The organism is Methylobacterium sp. WL119 (assembly GCF_008039875.1).
Lineage (GTDB): Bacteria > Pseudomonadota > Alphaproteobacteria > Rhizobiales > Beijerinckiaceae > Methylobacterium.
Genome location: NZ_VRUU01000112.1, coordinates 1 through 14,403 on the forward strand (window position 1 = coordinate 1; position 14,403 = coordinate 14,403).

A 14,403-nucleotide genomic window follows, 5' to 3' on the forward strand; every position below is an offset into this window, starting at 1 on the left:
CGATCTGACCAAGCGTGGGGTCGGGCTCAAGGTGCTCACAGGCCAGGGGGCCAACATCGACACCACCACCGCCAATGGCCGGCTGGTGTTTGGGATCTTCGCAGCGTTGGCGGAATTTGAGCGCGAGTTGATTATCGAGCGCACCAAGGCCGGCCTTGCCTCAGCGCGCGCCAGAGGCCGCAATGGCGGGCGCAAACCAAAGATGACCCCAGCCAAACTGCGACTGGCGCAAGCCGCAATGGGGCAGCCCGAGACCAAGGTCGCCGACCTCTGCCTCGAACTTGGGATTACACGCCAAACCCTCTACCGACACCTCGATCCCAAAGGTCAGTTCAGAGCCGACGCTCTCAAGATTATTGGGCAAAAGACCATTTGATCGATGGTTTGCGGGGACGGGATATTGCGACGGAAGACAATCAGGCAGCGTTTCCTGACAAGATAACGGCCGTTTACGGCCGCAGATATGTACGCGACCCAATTCGTCAGGAAAACGGTTCGATACCCGACACACGAAATGATAGGATAGATGTCCGGGAAGGGTGGAGTCGCCTTCGATTTCCATGCTGAAAGCAGACGTGCCGCGAAGGCTACGCCGTCAGCGCCCGCCCGTAGGCGTTCTGGGGATCGCGGTAGATCGTGTGGACGTGCATGGTCAGATCACGCCGGCCGACCGGGAACTGCTGGCCGTTTTCAAGATGGAGAATCACCGCTGATCGGTCTCAAGCCGCTTCCGGCGTTCGCGGCGCATCTCCCGTTCCGTGTCGTGGATCCAGGCCTTTCGCTCGGCCTCCGACAGACGCTCCCACATCACGATCACGGCAACGAGATGTTGTGGCACTTCTCCGTGCAGTTCGCGGATCTGACGCGAAATCGTGTTGACCGGCCGCCCGAGCAGCCGGGCCAAGGTCTTTTGCCCTAAGCCAGCGGTCTGCGCCCGCAGTTGCCAAGGTTCGTTGTCCATCCCTTGACGTTCTTAATTCGTGGAACAGTTCAACAGATCACCCGCTTTCTCATTCATCGTCAGCTGACACGTTTGGGCGCTGATGGCTGAGGGCGTGTCCTGCTCCCGCCTATTGATGCGGTGAGCTGGATGCCTCACTACCATTTCAACGTTCATGACGGCGCTAGCACCCTGGACCGCGAGGGCATGTTCCTTGCCGACATCAGTGCAGCGCGTCGGCAGGCTATGCTATTAGCTGGGGCCTTGCTCGAAGCTGATACGGATAAGCAACGCGATGGGAGGCCGTGGCTGATGGAGGTCACGAACCAAGCTGGTGAAGCTCTGTTCCGGCTCGACTTCAAACTCACAACGAACGCTTTCGGGCCAAGTGCATTATAAGGCCGCCGAATTGTTCTTGTGCTTCGAACCATTCTCAAGGCCGTTCAGGTTCCTCGTAGTGGAGATCCTGCGTTTCATCAGTAAGTTTGCTGCGCTGTGCAATCTCCTTACCGACTGTGAAAAGAAGCGTTCGACTTATAATCTTCATTTCATCTGTACCAAACTTCTCTATATCCGCATGTGCAGCCAGGACCGCATCTGCAATTGTGTTCAGACCAACTAAGTCGATCATTGATTCTCACCTTCTATCTAGAGGGATCTAATGTAAAATATTTACATATCTTGCGGTTATCTCTAGTATTGTCTATTATTTACTATTTTACAATCTGCATTGCAATGCTAGGGTGTATCACTGGTCGAACCGACTGGTGATCCGCGCAAGGAAGTGCCATGGACATGCCGACGCCGGACGGGCTGAGGTTGGCTCTACATACGGGTGATCGTGGCACGCTTGCCCGGATCGCAAAGGCACTCGACTGTTCCCCAGCCTCTTTCTTCGAGCAGCCCACCGCAGGCCATCCTAAGGACGCTTCACTGCTGATGCAGACGTGGCTGGCGATCAAATCGCCGAAGGGGCGCGACGTGGTATTTGCGTTCGCTCGCGAAGTGCTGCGGTCGGAGAAGCGTTAAAACAACGCGGATGGCTTGTTATGTTCCACGACAGGGAACGAGACCAAGCGCGATAAGTAAAAACATGACATATGTATGTTAGGTATCAATCAATAAATGCAGCAGTCCAGTTTTTGCTCATTGTTTTCTGTCTCGCAATCACCAGATATGTTCGTGGTCGGCTCGTTTCAGGGCGCTGACGATTGAGGGACAGCGTGTGCTCTTGCCCCTAGCGCGAGAGCACGCGTGGCAAATCTTCGGCAAGCTGGCGTACGCAACCGCCTCCTTCGCGCGCTGCCGCCGGAGGACTTCGCTGCCTTAGTGCCTGCGCTGCACCCCGAAGCGATACCTCTCCGGCGGGTACTCATCTCATCCAACACACAGATCGCGACCGTCCACTTCGTGGAGGCAGGCATCGTCTCCGTCACCTCCGATGCGCCCAGCGGTCGCGTCGAGATCGGGTTGCACGGCCGCGAGGCCCTGGTTGGTGCCGCCCCAGTCCTTCTTGACGACGACCGCAGCCCTTACACCCATTTCGTGCAAGCGGCTGGGCACGTACTGGCGATTGACGTGTCGGACCTACGCGCGGAAGTGGCGCTGCGTCCCACCCTACGCGGTCTCCTGCACCGCTATATCCAGACTCAAATCATCCAGACCGCGCAGACCGCGTTCGCGAACGCCCGCGGTGGTACGCCAACCCGGCTCGCTCGTTGGCTGCTGATGTGCCATGATCGGGGCGAAGGCGACGAGATCACGGTTACGCAGGAGTTCATGTCGCTGATGCTGGGCGTCGAACGGCCCGGTGTTACGATGGCGATGCGGACGCTGGAGAAAGACGGCCTTGTGGCTAAGCGCCGGGGCCGCGTCCAGATCATCGACCGCGAGCGCCTGCTCGACTTGGCGGGAGACGGCTACGGCCTGGCCGAAACCGAGTACGCCCGACTGATCGAGGGGAGCGACCACCCGGAAGCGCGGTAGTCCGAACGATCAACGCGTCATGAGCGAGGCTCGTCCACGAGTTCGCGTAGGTATGCTAACGCACGGCAGCGCCCTTCTGCGGTTTTGATCCGGCCCCAAAGCTCGGCGCACTCACGCGCGCCGGAGAGGCACTCAGCCGCTTCAGTATCTGTGAAAAAGCTCTCGATGGGAATGCCGAGGCTGGTGGCCATCGCAGACAGCTTCGCCAGACGAACAGCATCTACTGGATTGTCCATGCCCACCTCCTAGAGGTTGCATCAGTCTACAGCTGTAGATGTATACCTCTTGAGACAGGGTGTAAAACTTTTACGCTTTCACCATGAGGCATAGGCGGATCACGGTGCAGCGGCATCAGGCATAGGGACATATGCCGCTTGGGGTGTGGACGGAAGCCTGCCATGAGCGCGAGATGGTACGCCAGCTTGCTCCAGCACCCTAGCGGTGCGCCTTCACGACGGTGGAGTCGACCAGTGCCTTAGAAGGCGGCCAACCGGCTTGGGCATCTGGTCAGCCCACGACGGTGAACTACCTTTAACGGAATCACGCTAGCCCGACGCCGAGCAGACACAGGCTACCAACGATCAGGCATCTGTCCATGCTCTCGAACGTCGCCTGTCTCATGGGTCGGTCTGGGGCAACACCAGCGAGCGTCGCTCCCGAGACGAGGCACATCAGGCTGAGAATGAACATCTTTCGCGCCTTCGGGGTCCCCGTGGATCACCCTGAGCAAGAAAGGGTCGCGCAAGGATATGTGATGCTCTCGCTTTTGTGCTGCCGCCTGCAATCTACAACTTCAGTCGAGTATGGCGCTGGCCTTGCGACTGAAGACGCAGGCCCCTTCCAAGCTAGAGCCGGATACTCGTATTGAACGTGCCCTCGCTGAACGGCAGCCGAAACTTCACGGCGATTATCGCATCCTCGACGCGTACCACGCTTGCATAGCGCTTCCCCACCGTCACGGACGTTCCGACTGCCGTAGTGGTGGCAAACGGCAATTGGATTTTTGCCCCAGTCCTCGATACGTCGAGGATCAATCCTTGAAGGCTGCGCTCCTCGGGCAAGCTCACGATCACGTCGCGGTACTCGGGTACGATCCGCAGTGCTGCCCGTTGTTCGGCTGTCCATGCCGCTCGGGACGTATGCCACGCCAACCGTACGGTGATGCGTGCTCGGCGTTCAGCACTGAGTGTCGGATGAAGGGTGAACCCTTCCGCATCCGTTATGCCAATCCGACCCGGCAAGGCTCCGATCTTGTCGAGGTAGCATACCGCGACATCACGCGGGCGACCCGGCGCTTGCGTCTGGATCGCGATCGCGTCGAGGTCGTCGATCTGCGCTCGGCAGGGGTATTCGGGTCCGCCCTCGACCATCACGCGGCCCAATAGGATCGAAAGGTCGATGGCTGCAGCGTTTTTGGTCGATCGAACGACCGTCGCGTCGTCACCCAAGCCGCTCATGCCGCCACCAACGCACTCGGCAGCTGCAGATACGCCAGAGCCTCGTCGGCAGGGAGCGGTCTGCTGAACAGGAAGCCCTGTACCTCGTGGCACCCCTCCTGGCGGACCAAGTCGAGCTGCTCGGCGGTCTCCACACCCTCGGCAACGATACCCATGCCAAGGCGCTCACCAAGGCTAACCACCGCCCGCACGATCGCAGCCGCATCCGGGTCGGCGATGTCACGGATGAAGGCGCGGTCGATCTTCAACCTGTCGAACGGGAAGCGGCGCAGGTAGCTCAGGGACGAGTAGCCGGTGCCGAAGTCGTCGAGGGCGATGAGGACGCCCAAACCACGGAGCCGGTGTAGGCAAGCCAGAGCCGCGTCGGCATCCTGCATCAGCACGCTCTCGGTCACCTCCAGCTTGAGCCGATTGGGCGATAGCCCACTGGCGGCCAAAGCGGCCAACACCGCCGTCTCCAAACCCTCACGCCGCAGCTGCACGGCCGAGACGTTGACGGCGACGCGAACGTGCGCAGGCCAATGCATCGCCTCACGACAGGCTTCCTGCAACGCCCAGACGCCGAGCGGCACGATCAGTCCGGTCTCCTCGGCTACGGGGATGAAGACGGCGGGTGAGATCTCACCACGAACCGGATGGCGCCAGCGCATCAGCGCCTCGAAGGCGACGACGGTCCCTGTGTCAGCTTGCACGACCGGTTGGTAGACGAGTCGGAACTCCCCGCGCCGGATCGCCTCCTTCATGTCGAGACCAAGTTGGCCGTGTGTGGCGATGCGGGCGCCCGCTTCGGCACAGAACTCACGAGAGGTGCTTCGCCCCGCCGCCTTGGCCTCGTAAAGTGCGATGTCGGCGCGCTTGAACAACTCGTCGGCACCAACGTCACCGCCGGTACAGACCGTAAACCCGATGCTGACGCCGATCTCGACCTTGTGTCCATCCAGGTCGATCGGCTCGCTCACCGCCGCGATCAGACGGTTGGCGATGGCATTGGCTGAACACGGCTCGGCAAGATGCGGAAGCACGATCGCGAACTCGTCGCCCCCTAGCCGAGCGACGGTGTCGTAGGACCGCAGGACCGCCTGCATCCGCTCGGCCACGACGCGGAGCAGGGCGTCGCCCGCCGGGTGGCCGAGACTGTCGTTGATCGCCTTGAACCGGTCGAGGTCGCAGGCCATAACAGCGAAGGTGCTCTGGGTGCGGTCTGCGTAGGCAATAGCTTGGTTGAGACGGTCGTGGAGCAGGGTGCGGTTCGGCAGGCCGGTCAGCGCATCGTGCAGCGCCATGTGCCGCATTTGCTCCTCAGCTTTGCGACGAATGGTGACGTCGCGTAGCGTCACGATGGCACCTGTCGCCCGACCATTCTTCGGATCGGTTACGAAGCTGACTGAAGCCTCCATCCAAACGAATTGCCCATCCTTGTGGAGGTGGCGTACGCTGCATGGTCCGGGGTTCTCACCAGCTTTGGTCTGCACCCAATGCGCTGCCACGATCATACGATCTTCAGGGTGAATAATATCGATCATTCCACGGCCAAGCAAATCTTCTGGCTCGTAGCCTAGGATAGTTTGAACCGCAGGCGAAATGTAATCAGGCCGTAGATCGAGATCACCAATGACAAGAATATCAGTGGCGTTGTCGGCGAGCAGCCGTATCCGTGTGTTGGCGACCTGACGCCGTTCGGTCTCGCGAGCTAGAAGGAGGAGGGTGCTGACAAGGACCAGTACGAGCCCGCCGCCCAAGATCCCCTGGGTCAGGGCCAGGCGGCGCCATGGGGTAAGGACCTCATCTTTCGACAGTGAGGCTGCAACGTAGAGCGGGTAGCCCTCCACGAAACCGTGCGCGATGACACGCTCGTTCCCGCTGGTGAGGCCGGTCGCCCAAAACGGTTTGGTATCACCTGTAGCCGCATGGTGGCGGTAGTTGTCCGAGGCGGCGAAGTTTCGGCCGATCGTCTCCGCGGCATGCGGCGAGCGTGCGAGCAGAGTGCCGTCGGCACGCCATAGGCTGAGGATCGCGCCAGGTTCGTTGTCGACGGCGTCGTAGACGGCCTGGAACGATGCGATATCGAGCATGGCCTGAACCATGCCGATGAATGCGCCGTCCGGCCCGACCAGGCGACGGGCGATCGGCAGCATGGGCTTACCGCTCAAGCTTCCGATGATCGGACGACCGATGGCCAAACTGTCATCGATCTGTCCACGCAGTTTCTGGAAATAGTCCCGCTCGTGCATGTTGAGGGGGCGGACTGGGAAGACGGCGGCCTCGGCCACCGCGCGGCCATCGCGGTCGGTGACGACGATGTTGCCAAGGTCGTGCGACCGGGCAAGCTGGTTGCGCAAGGCGATGTGCATCGCCTCGGATCCCAGGTCACGAGCATGGAGTGCGACGAGGGAGGTGACAATCTGCAGACGTTCGTCGGTGATCTCGATGGTGCGGGCAGCGTGGTGCTTCAGGGTGAGGGCGGTATTGGCGACCTCACGCTCGGCGTCGATGAATTCGAGGGTCCGATGCGACCATAGCGTGTGCCCGAAGAACGCGGGGATGATGATGCCGACAGCAAGCGCCGACAGGCGTAGGCGCTGGCCATAACCGATCGTGCGTAGCGAGCAGCGTGCAAGGACCCGAGGCATCCAAAGGCCGAATGGGATGCGGAGACGCGATGCGATCATGGCCGTATCCGTTCGTCGAAGTTGTCCGCGGGGAATGGCTCGACGAACTGGACGGCGATGCCGCCCTCGATCGCGCGGACAACGGTGGCGAGGCGCGATCCGATGCGAACAAGCGCGCCGACGAACAGCCCGGGATTGGGGCGCAACGTGATTTTAGCGCCGGATATCGAGATGTTGAGGATCGTCCCCGCGAAGACGACAGTCTCGGCGAGACGAACTTCGACGGACTGGTGAAATGGAACGAGTCGGGGCGCACTACGTAGCTTCCGGATCTGGGCTGCCTGAACATTGTGGGATTCCAGCTGCACGGCAAACCTGTCCCGGTGGCTCTGCTTGATCATGAAATCTACCATGATCCCTCGGGGAGTTGGCTCTAAAACCTTCCCAACGAGAATGCCGACGTTGTCGAGGACACAGACGACAACTTGCCCCGAGGTAGGTTTGGCCTGGACGCCGATCTCTCCCCGCAAGGGGGAGTGCATCACGACGGTACAGGGGACTTCCTCACCGGTGGGAAGCAGGGCACGTCCTGTGATAGGTTCACTAGGTTGCGTCGTTTGAGCGTCATGCGATCGCGCGCAATCGAAGGGGAGGGATTTCTCCGCCCCGGATCTTTCTTGTGCCATCCCCCGTCCGTGTGCTGAAATGTGATGACAAGCACGCTTGGTCAATCTCGCAGCGTACCTATAGCCGCTAATAGACACAAGCTATGCAAGTAACTTATTTTCAAAAAGTTAATTCAAATAAGGCATGCTGTCTATGCACCATAAAGTTGAACATATAAATAGAAGGATAATATTCTTTATAATTTATTCAATCGCTCGAGCGAGGTCGTCCATATCTGGTAGCGGGTGGTTGTTGTAGGTCGATGAAGCTGCGGAGCTATGACCCAGGCATGGCATCGCCACCGCGTATGCGCTTAAGTTGCCTGCCCCAGGCTACCCAGCATATGCCGCTGGAAAAACGGTCGTTTCTCTGACGGTCGGCCGTTCGCATAAGTGGATTTATAGAAACTGCGCATCAGACCTAGTCTAGCTCTTTTTGCGGAGAAGCTTGCTCGCGGGCGATTTGTTGGCCGGCGTCAAGCACTAGCACCCGCATGAGCGTCTTCATCATGTCTGTACCACTTTCCTGAATGAGGTCATCAGCTTCCATGCAAACTTGCGCAATCACATCAATTTGATTTGTCTCGACCACCCGCGTACGCCTCCACCTTGAAAAATCTGTATTTTGGATGCAAAATCCTGATCCAAATTATCAATTGATGAATGACGGACAGCTTCGAACAAGCCGTAAATAACATACATTTAATGGACACGAACAATGGCCGATCCGAGAGCGCTGCCCCTCCTGAACCGCCTTGCTGAGTCGCTCGGCTGTTCGCCTGAAACGTTCTTCAATCAAGGTTCCCACGAACTGAGCGATACCCTTGAGCTTCTGACACTCTGGATGGCGACCGAGGATAGGTCGATCCGAATGCGGGCGCTTGTAGTTCTCCGCAGTGGTGCGAGCCGTTCAAACACCTCGGACGCGATGCAGAAGCCGGATTGAGCATCGCGACGGCTCATCTGCTCGCATCTGTCATTCGCATAAGCTCCAGTATTGTGCGCAATCCAGGAATTATGCACGGAAGCCAAGCCGCTGAGATCGCGCTTCATTCTTCGTGCACGATCCCTGTGCACGACTGAGGCATGATCTACGGCTATGCACGCGTCTCCACTGGCCATCAGAGCCTTGCCGCCCAGGTTGAGCGCCTGACCGCGGAGGGCTGCGCCAAGGTCTTCCAAGAGACCGCCAGCGGGTCGCGTGCCGATCGCGCCGCGCTGAAGCGCGCGATCGACCGCCTGGCGTCCGGGGACGTGCTGATCGTGACCCGCCTCGATCGCCTCGCCCGGTCGACACGCGACCTCCTGAACGTCCTAGAAGAGATCACGCGGCGTTGCGCAGGCTTCCGCTCCCTAGCGGATGCCTGGGCCGACACGACGACGGCACACGGCCGGCTCATGGTCACGATCCTCGGAGGCTTGGCTGAGTTCGAACGCGAGTTGATCCGGGCGCGGATAGGGGAGGGGCTGAAGCGAGCACGGGAACGCGGCATCCGCTCCGGCCCGATGCACAAGCTCATGCCCCATCAGCAGCGGGAGGCCCTGGCACGGCGGGAGGCCGGTGATACCTGCGCTGAGATCGGCCGGAGCTTCAACGTCAGCCACAGCATGATCTCACAGCTCAAATCGGAGAGGTAGGCCAAATATCCAACAATTGTAACGATAGATTTTTAAATCATACCCTCTAAACGTGGCTCCATGAACGCGCATTCCAGAGCAGTCCGGGCCAAGACTTGCATGAGCGGTCGTGCAGACTTGAAGCGGAGCCCTGTGATGCAGGTGGACTGCATTATTGAGGATCTCTCAGCAACAGGAGCCTGCGTCGTCTTTGCAGCAGGGCTATCAATCCCAAAGCACTTCATTCTTACAATCGGGCACAGCGGCCAGAGCTATCGTACACGGACGACGTGGCAGCAGGCCAATAAGGTTGGTGTGATGTTCCTAAATGCTCGGGCGAACGCTCCTGAGGTGCTGCCCGACTGACGTGAGGGGCGGGCGCGAAAGGCCGAAGTCGGCGCCAAGCGGTAACGGCCCCGGCGTGCTCGCAGCGCATCAGCTATCGCTGCAACGAACTGCTACGGTCACTGCAGCCCCAGGACACCTCATGCTCACCCTTACCTCGGTCCTAACCTGCAGCGTCCTCACTGTAGCGACCGTGGGCGACCTTGCCGTGCTGGCTGATGGCCGCGCGGTGGGGTCGCAGCTCGAACAGGCTGTGCGGGGCGATCTGAGCTTCGTAGGGCGTGATCCGGTGCCGGTGCAGGTTGCCCGAGCAGATGAACGCTACGTCGCGAAGGGGCTGGACCGGAGCCGGCTTGGCGCGACCGTGCGGATAGTCGACGCAGGCGATGCGCAGTAGGTACACCGCTGCGGATAGCCGACACCGAACGCCTTGCGGACCATGGGCACAGCCGCACAAATGAGAGCCGATGAGCGAGACGGAAGACTTTGAGGCTCTGAAGCGGCAGATCCTGGTTCATAACGAGAAGACGAAGCTGAGCGCGGCAGCTACCAACACGACCGCCGTCGCCCTGTTTGGTGGTGGCTTCGTGTTGCCTGTGATCGGCCTCAGCTTTCCGCTAGCCGCCGCACCGCCGCCAGGGCAGGTGACGCTGATCACGATGATCGGTTGGGCTTTGGTCGCCGCGGGTCTACATTGGTGGGCACGTTCCATGCTCAACGGACTTCGGTGATGGACGGCTACGAACTTCTCCTGCTTCTCCCGCCCGCGTTGGCTCTTGCCGCCGCCTGGTTCAGCTCGCGCGCAATCAAGAAAAGCGCTGCTGCTATCGATCGCCGCCGTGACGAACTGCATGTCCTCAAGGAGCAGGCGTTGATGCGACAGAACCCTCCCGTTGAGAGGACCGCTCCGATGAGGCCAACTCCGGCAGCGCACTGAGCAGCGCGCTTCGCGCACTCACTGCCCACGCCGCCAAAATTTCTGCGGGCAATCAAGTTCGAGACGGCAAGCCCGTGCGCCCATCGCCGCCCTCGACGCCGATCGCGGCGCGGCACGACCGGCCGTACTGGTTCGGCTGGCGCGATCCGACCGGCTTCTGGTAGCGGCACGACTGCGTCAGCCGCAGGTACACGTCGTAGAGGTCGGCGTGCTCGCCGAACCGACGGCGGAGGCGTGCGAGGTCGTAGGCGCCACGCCGCTTGCACGGCGGGCACTCTACGACTAGCCGGTGTCCGCGGAGATCGCACAGGCGCTCCATCAGGAAGCCATCGCGACGTTCGGCGTCGGGCCGCTCACGACAGCCGCCCGCGGGCCAGGTGCCAGCGGATCGAGAAGCGCAGCACGCCCCAGATCTCGACCTCGCCGAACTCGTCCACCGCGAACACCGGCATCTCGGGGTTGTCGAATTCGAGGCAGGCCCGGTTGCCTGCCATCCGGTAGCGCTTGCACGAGAGCTGCCCGTCGACCACCGCCACGACGACCGAGCCGTCCTCCGCCCGCAAGCTGCGGTCGATGCAGGCGAGGTCACGGTCGTGGATACCGGCCCCGCGCATGCTCTCCCCGTGGATCTGCATCAGGAAGGTGGCCGCCGGGTTCGGCACAAGCCAGCGCGGGAGTTCGAGGGCGCCCTCCATGAAGTCGTCGGCCGGCGACGGAAAGCCGGCGCACAGCGCCTGCCCCTAACCGGCACGCGGACGGCATCCGTGCTGCCGAGGATCAGTTCGTCAACGGCGTAGGGGCTCACGCAGCCGCCCCAGGTAGGCCGCCGCGGACGTAGCCACGCGAGACGAGGCGATCCCGTCTCAGCGACCGGCGCTCCGCCTCGTCGAGGTCAGCAAGCGCATCCTCGATCGCCCGCCCGAGCGCGACCCATGGGTCGCCGCATACGACCAACCGGTAGGCCCATACGATCGCCTCAGCCTCAGTCGAACGGATCTCCACAGGCGGTTCGTAGGGCTGGGGGTGCATCGGCGCTCCAAGTTGTCAAAGAACATACAAGGAACAAACAGCAAGCAGACCGACGGTTCAACCATGGCGACCACGGCCAAGCACGAAGCGGTGAGATGGTGTGGACGGCGGGGTAGAAGGCCAATGTCGACACCGCTTTACCGCTTCCATAGCACGAACGGGCACGACCTCATCGCCGATCGGCTGGGCAATCGGTTGCCGACCTGGGCGCTGATGCGCTCCCATGCCGAGCGGGTCGCCCTGGACGTGATGCTTGGCAGCACGCGACGCGATTGGTCGACTTGGACGGTTGAGGTCTACGACGGAACGGGCCGGCACGTGCTGTCGAAGCCGTTCACGGACGTGCTCGACAATCGACCGGCGAGACAAGGCTGAGGGGAAGCCCCGTGGGTATGAAGACGACGTTCGTGGTGCAGACCTTCATCATCAAGCGGAAGCGCTTGGTGCCCGGCGACCGCGAGGTGGCGCCGACAGAGAACGGCGCGCTGAAGAAGGCTGAGGCAATGTCCGGCCGGATGCCCGGCACCGCGGCGCTGAAGATCGTCGCCGATGATGAGACCGGCGAGTTGGAGAGCGCGACGATCCTCGGGAAGTTCGGCGAGGTGCCGGAGGATTTTGCGGAGAGCCTTCAGGGCGGGTGAGGTCTCTGCCCCTCCGTGGGGGAGCCTCATTGCCCGGCTCTTCCCCAGCGCCACATGGACAGATCAACGACACGGAGGAGCGCCCATGCCCGACGAGGACAAGCCGAAGGCCGACGACACCCAAACCGCAGAGGTGAAAACCCCCACCCCGAAGATCGAGGGGAGCCACACGAAGGAAACGGTCGATCCGGCGGAGCGCCTGCCGGAAGACCCCGAGGAGCAGAACGATCTGGCCTAGCCCCTACGACGGTTCGGCCCTGCCGCGATCTGCTCACGCGGCAGGGGAACCCCGGATCTCACCAGCACGGCCGATACGCGACTTGGCCCGGGTGTAGGATGCCGGCGCTTGGTTAGAGGCCTGTCATCGCGGAGGGTGCCGCAGTGTGCCGGAACGGGACGCTGAGCGGCCTCAGGCCGTCTCGGCAGCCTTCTTCCGCCCGCGTGCCTTCGGGGCTGCCTCGGAGCCCTTAGCAGCCTTGGGCTTCCCCTTGGAGGGCTTGGACGCCTCTGAGACCGTCTCGTCGGCAGCGGCGGTCATGGGGGCCGCCTTGCGCCGCTGCTGGCCGAGGCCGAGAGACCGCGCCAGCTCGGAACGCTGAGCGGAGTAGCTTGCGGCGGTCGACGGGTAGTCCGCCGGCAGGCCGTAGCGCCCGGTAGGTCTCCATCGTCAGGCCGGCCACGGTCAGGTGCCGCTTCAGGGTCTTGTACCTCTTTCCGTCGATGAAGGAGATCAGCGCATCCGGTGTGACCGACTTGCGGATCTGCGCCGGGGTCGGCTTCTCCGGGCCGGCGGGCTCGGCCGGGGCTCCGTTGGCAAGGCCGGTAAATGCCGCGTGAACCGAAGCGATCACGTTCGGCAGCTCGGAAACTGGTACGTTGTTGTTCGAGACGTAGGCCGCCACGAGTTCGGCAGCGAGTTCGATAATATCGGTAGGTTGAGTTTCGGCTTGTTCGTCCATGGTAGTCTCCTCCCCGGAAAGAGACCTATCGCTCTACGCGGTTTGCCGGATCGTCAAGTCATAGTTTGGCGGAAAGTACTGAAGCCGAACGGGTGTCGTCATAAAATCGTGAGAATACCCCTAAAGCACGCTTACGCAGGAACTTGGCTACGCGGTCTGTGTTCAGGTTCGACGGCATCACGCTGTGGAAGGCCCTATTCATGAACAAGCTCATCCTCGGCGCGACCCTGACACTCGGCCTCTTGCTTGGTGCGAACACAGCCAGCATCGCAGCGCCAGGCGACGGTCTCGACCCCAACGCCTCGGCGACCGGGAACAGCAACAAGGCCGCCATGCACAGCAACGCCCGCGCCGGCAGCATGATAAGCCGCGGAGCCTCCACCAGCCTTACACCATCACATGGTCCGAGCGCGGCTACATGGCCCGCAGTGAGACAATTTCCTCCGACCTGCCATGGGATCACTACGTCCAATGGCGCGAGGATGCCCACGTCATTCTCCTCTACCAATCGACCGGGTCGTACCAGTTCGTGCCCAAACACATCCTGTCCACTGATGCACAGGAGTTCATTCGCGCTCGGCTGCGGGCAGTTGGTATTCGGCAGGCACGTCGGTTCTTCGCTTGAATACGGCCGCGCTTGCCAGACATAGTAGCGACGCGTCTACCCCAACCAGCCGGTTTGTCTGCTTTGATGCACCCGCCGTCTGGAAGCGGAAAGTCCCAAAACCACCCCAAGCGGCCATTCGGCTTCCGGCCCTTTGCAGACCTTCGGAAGGTCCGATTGCAGGCGCCCTAACGCAGACCCAGCGGGCTGCGTATGAATTGGCTTCGAAGCATGACCCCGGCAAAAACTTTGCTGACGCACTCTCTGATCTGCGAAAATCGAGATCGGGGTGGGGTCACGATCGGCGCCGATCGTGACCCCACCCCAAAGTGAAATTTAGCTTATATTCCAACCTATTGAGACCGGTCCTGGGAGGGGTGAGCCTTCGACGCCTTTTCACACATTACCTTTTCAATGGATGAGATTGATTGACGCAGAAAGGTGCGGAAACGATCTTTGTCAAAAGCTGAAATAGCAGTTTAGGAAAGACTTAGAGCGCCTAACAGAACGGCACCCTGAGCGTTGATGTGCGTTGGTGTTTCATGGCCCGCGCACTTCTTCCCGACGATCTCTGGGACGAGATCGCCCCGCTGCTTCCGCCTCCCCGACCCCGT

The 14,403-nt window shown here is 61.1% G+C and carries 21 protein-coding genes and 1 pseudogene; 10 read left to right on the forward strand and 12 right to left on the reverse strand.

All coding sequences use genetic code 11. The annotated features are described in order from the left end of the window. Nucleotides 1-376, forward strand: a 376-nt coding sequence (locus FV227_RS24445; protein ID WP_147860120.1) for a recombinase family protein, incomplete at its 5' end; no start/stop codon positions are given. A gap of 211 nt (nt 377-587) precedes the next feature. On the opposite strand, the gene FV227_RS30070 is transcribed toward FV227_RS24445, so the two are convergent. Together FV227_RS30070 and FV227_RS24450 are read right to left on the reverse strand one after the other, a co-directional pair. After that, a complete protein-coding gene (locus FV227_RS30070; RefSeq protein ID WP_246686690.1) occupies nt 588-707 on the reverse strand; it encodes a DUF3500 domain-containing protein in 120 nt (39 codons plus the stop codon). Beyond that, the gene (locus FV227_RS24450; RefSeq protein WP_147860121.1) at nt 704-961 is read right to left on the reverse strand and encodes a helix-turn-helix domain-containing protein; all 258 of its coding nucleotides are present in this window, start codon (nt 959-961) and stop codon (nt 704-706) included. Before FV227_RS24450 ends, FV227_RS30070 begins: the two co-directional genes overlap by 4 nt. 129 nt (nt 962-1,090) lie before the next feature. On the opposite strand from FV227_RS24450, the gene FV227_RS24455 reads away from it, so the two are divergent. Further along, the gene (locus tag FV227_RS24455) at nt 1,091-1,339 is read left to right on the forward strand and encodes a hypothetical protein (protein ID WP_147725371.1); all 249 of its coding nucleotides are present in this window, start codon (nt 1,091-1,093) and stop codon (nt 1,337-1,339) included. Nucleotides 1,340-1,373: 34 nt separating this feature from the next. Here FV227_RS24455 and FV227_RS24460 read toward each other — a convergent pair whose 3' ends face one another. Beyond that, nucleotides 1,374-1,571, reverse strand: coding sequence for a hypothetical protein (locus FV227_RS24460; RefSeq protein ID WP_147725372.1), 198 nt, complete (start codon nt 1,569-1,571; stop codon nt 1,374-1,376). A 158-nt stretch (nt 1,572-1,729) separates the two neighbouring features. On the opposite strand from FV227_RS24460, the gene FV227_RS24465 reads away from it, so the two are divergent. Continuing rightward, nucleotides 1,730-1,969, forward strand: a complete 240-nt coding sequence (locus tag FV227_RS24465) for a hypothetical protein (RefSeq protein ID WP_147725373.1) — start codon at nt 1,730-1,732, stop codon at nt 1,967-1,969. Between the two features lie 225 nt (nt 1,970-2,194). After that, the gene (locus FV227_RS24470; protein WP_147725374.1) at nt 2,195-2,926 is read left to right on the forward strand and encodes a Crp/Fnr family transcriptional regulator; all 732 of its coding nucleotides are present in this window, start codon (nt 2,195-2,197) and stop codon (nt 2,924-2,926) included. Nucleotides 2,927-2,943: 17 nt separating this feature from the next. On the opposite strand, the gene FV227_RS24475 is transcribed toward FV227_RS24470, so the two are convergent. From FV227_RS24475 to FV227_RS29280, 5 genes are all read right to left on the reverse strand, one after another. Beyond that, nucleotides 2,944-3,162: a hypothetical protein gene (locus tag FV227_RS24475; RefSeq protein WP_147860122.1), complete on the reverse strand. Its 219-nt coding sequence runs from the start codon at nt 3,160-3,162 to the stop codon at nt 2,944-2,946. Between the two features lie 609 nt (nt 3,163-3,771). Then, entirely contained in the window at nt 3,772-4,383 is a 612-nt protein-coding gene (locus tag FV227_RS24480) for a pilus assembly protein PilZ (RefSeq protein WP_147725375.1), read from the reverse strand. Beyond that, nucleotides 4,380-7,052, reverse strand: coding sequence for an EAL domain-containing protein (locus FV227_RS24485; RefSeq protein WP_147725376.1), 2,673 nt, complete (start codon nt 7,050-7,052; stop codon nt 4,380-4,382). Before FV227_RS24485 ends, FV227_RS24480 begins: the two co-directional genes overlap by 4 nt. Then, nucleotides 7,049-7,393 (reverse strand): PilZ domain-containing protein, encoded by a 345-nt coding sequence (locus FV227_RS29275; RefSeq protein WP_187274937.1) that lies wholly within the window; start codon nt 7,391-7,393, stop codon nt 7,049-7,051. The genes FV227_RS24485 and FV227_RS29275 overlap by 4 nt, the downstream gene beginning before the upstream one ends. A 685-nt stretch (nt 7,394-8,078) precedes the next feature. Further along, entirely contained in the window at nt 8,079-8,249 is a 171-nt protein-coding gene (locus FV227_RS29280) for a hypothetical protein (protein WP_187274938.1), read from the reverse strand. A 494-nt stretch (nt 8,250-8,743) separates the two neighbouring features. On the opposite strand from FV227_RS29280, the gene FV227_RS24495 reads away from it, so the two are divergent. After that, a complete protein-coding gene (locus FV227_RS24495) occupies nt 8,744-9,295 on the forward strand; it encodes a recombinase family protein (RefSeq protein WP_147725378.1) in 552 nt (183 codons plus the stop codon). A gap of 487 nt (nt 9,296-9,782) precedes the next feature. Here FV227_RS24495 and FV227_RS24500 read toward each other — a convergent pair whose 3' ends face one another. Further along, complete coding sequence (locus FV227_RS24500; RefSeq protein WP_147725379.1) at nt 9,783-10,022, reverse strand: hypothetical protein; 240 nt, start codon at nt 10,020-10,022, stop codon at nt 9,783-9,785. Nucleotides 10,023-10,086: 64 nt separating this feature from the next. On the opposite strand from FV227_RS24500, the gene FV227_RS24505 reads away from it, so the two are divergent. After that, the gene (locus FV227_RS24505) at nt 10,087-10,350 is read left to right on the forward strand and encodes a hypothetical protein (RefSeq protein ID WP_147725380.1); all 264 of its coding nucleotides are present in this window, start codon (nt 10,087-10,089) and stop codon (nt 10,348-10,350) included. Continuing rightward, nucleotides 10,350-10,556, forward strand: coding sequence for a hypothetical protein (locus FV227_RS24510; RefSeq protein WP_147725381.1), 207 nt, complete (start codon nt 10,350-10,352; stop codon nt 10,554-10,556). The genes FV227_RS24505 and FV227_RS24510 overlap by 1 nt, the downstream gene beginning before the upstream one ends. Before the next feature lie 52 nt (nt 10,557-10,608). Here the strand turns inward: FV227_RS24510 and FV227_RS24515 are convergent, their stop codons facing one another. After that, nucleotides 10,609-10,875, reverse strand: a complete 267-nt coding sequence (locus FV227_RS24515) for a hypothetical protein (protein ID WP_147725382.1) — start codon at nt 10,873-10,875, stop codon at nt 10,609-10,611. 34 nt (nt 10,876-10,909) lie between these two features. After that, nucleotides 10,910-11,361 (reverse strand): annotated as a pseudogene (locus tag FV227_RS24520) (S24 family peptidase). 287 nt (nt 11,362-11,648) lie between these two features. Between FV227_RS24520 and FV227_RS24530 the strand changes: the two are divergent. The 3 genes from FV227_RS24530 (at nt 11,649) to FV227_RS29285 (ending at nt 12,464) form a co-directional block, all read left to right on the forward strand. Beyond that, a complete protein-coding gene (locus FV227_RS24530; RefSeq protein ID WP_246686670.1) occupies nt 11,649-11,960 on the forward strand; it encodes a hypothetical protein in 312 nt (103 codons plus the stop codon). A gap of 11 nt (nt 11,961-11,971) precedes the next feature. Then, complete coding sequence (locus FV227_RS24535) at nt 11,972-12,226, forward strand: hypothetical protein (RefSeq protein ID WP_147725386.1); 255 nt, start codon at nt 11,972-11,974, stop codon at nt 12,224-12,226. Between the two features lie 85 nt (nt 12,227-12,311). After that, nucleotides 12,312-12,464 carry a hypothetical protein gene (locus FV227_RS29285; RefSeq protein ID WP_187274940.1) on the forward strand — a complete coding sequence of 51 codons (153 nt, stop codon included), beginning with the start codon at nt 12,312-12,314 and terminating at the stop codon, nt 12,462-12,464. Nucleotides 12,465-12,693: 229 nt separating this feature from the next. On the opposite strand, the gene FV227_RS24540 is transcribed toward FV227_RS29285, so the two are convergent. Further along, nucleotides 12,694-13,185 carry a MucR family transcriptional regulator gene (locus FV227_RS24540; RefSeq protein ID WP_348643789.1) on the reverse strand — a complete coding sequence of 164 codons (492 nt, stop codon included), beginning with the start codon at nt 13,183-13,185 and terminating at the stop codon, nt 12,694-12,696. Nucleotides 13,186-14,403 lie beyond the last annotated feature (1,218 nt).

Coding starts and splice junctions, on each gene's coding strand:
- FV227_RS29275 (WP_187274937.1), bottom strand. CDS start 7,393: ATGATCAAGCAGAGCCACCGGGACAGGTTTGCCGTGCAGCTGGAATCC.
- FV227_RS24530 (WP_246686670.1), top strand. CDS start 11,649: ATGGCGACCACGGCCAAGCACGAAGCGGTGAGATGGTGTGGACGGCGG.
- FV227_RS24515 (WP_147725382.1), bottom strand. CDS start 10,875: ATGGAGCGCCTGTGCGATCTCCGCGGACACCGGCTAGTCGTAGAGTGC.
- FV227_RS29285 (WP_187274940.1), top strand. CDS start 12,312: ATGCCCGACGAGGACAAGCCGAAGGCCGACGACACCCAAACCGCAGAG.
- FV227_RS24460 (WP_147725372.1), bottom strand. CDS start 1,571: ATGATCGACTTAGTTGGTCTGAACACAATTGCAGATGCGGTCCTGGCT.
- FV227_RS24510 (WP_147725381.1), top strand. CDS start 10,350: ATGGACGGCTACGAACTTCTCCTGCTTCTCCCGCCCGCGTTGGCTCTT.
- FV227_RS24465 (WP_147725373.1), top strand. CDS start 1,730: ATGGACATGCCGACGCCGGACGGGCTGAGGTTGGCTCTACATACGGGT.
- FV227_RS24540 (WP_348643789.1), bottom strand. CDS start 13,185: ATGGACGAACAAGCCGAAACTCAACCTACCGATATTATCGAACTCGCT.
- FV227_RS24480 (WP_147725375.1), bottom strand. CDS start 4,383: ATGAGCGGCTTGGGTGACGACGCGACGGTCGTTCGATCGACCAAAAAC.
- FV227_RS24485 (WP_147725376.1), bottom strand. CDS start 7,052: ATGATCGCATCGCGTCTCCGCATCCCATTCGGCCTTTGGATGCCTCGG.
- FV227_RS24495 (WP_147725378.1), top strand. CDS start 8,744: ATGATCTACGGCTATGCACGCGTCTCCACTGGCCATCAGAGCCTTGCC.
- FV227_RS24475 (WP_147860122.1), bottom strand. CDS start 3,162: ATGGACAATCCAGTAGATGCTGTTCGTCTGGCGAAGCTGTCTGCGATG.
- FV227_RS24455 (WP_147725371.1), top strand. CDS start 1,091: ATGCCTCACTACCATTTCAACGTTCATGACGGCGCTAGCACCCTGGAC.
- FV227_RS24505 (WP_147725380.1), top strand. CDS start 10,087: ATGAGCGAGACGGAAGACTTTGAGGCTCTGAAGCGGCAGATCCTGGTT.
- FV227_RS24450 (WP_147860121.1), bottom strand. CDS start 961: ATGGACAACGAACCTTGGCAACTGCGGGCGCAGACCGCTGGCTTAGGG.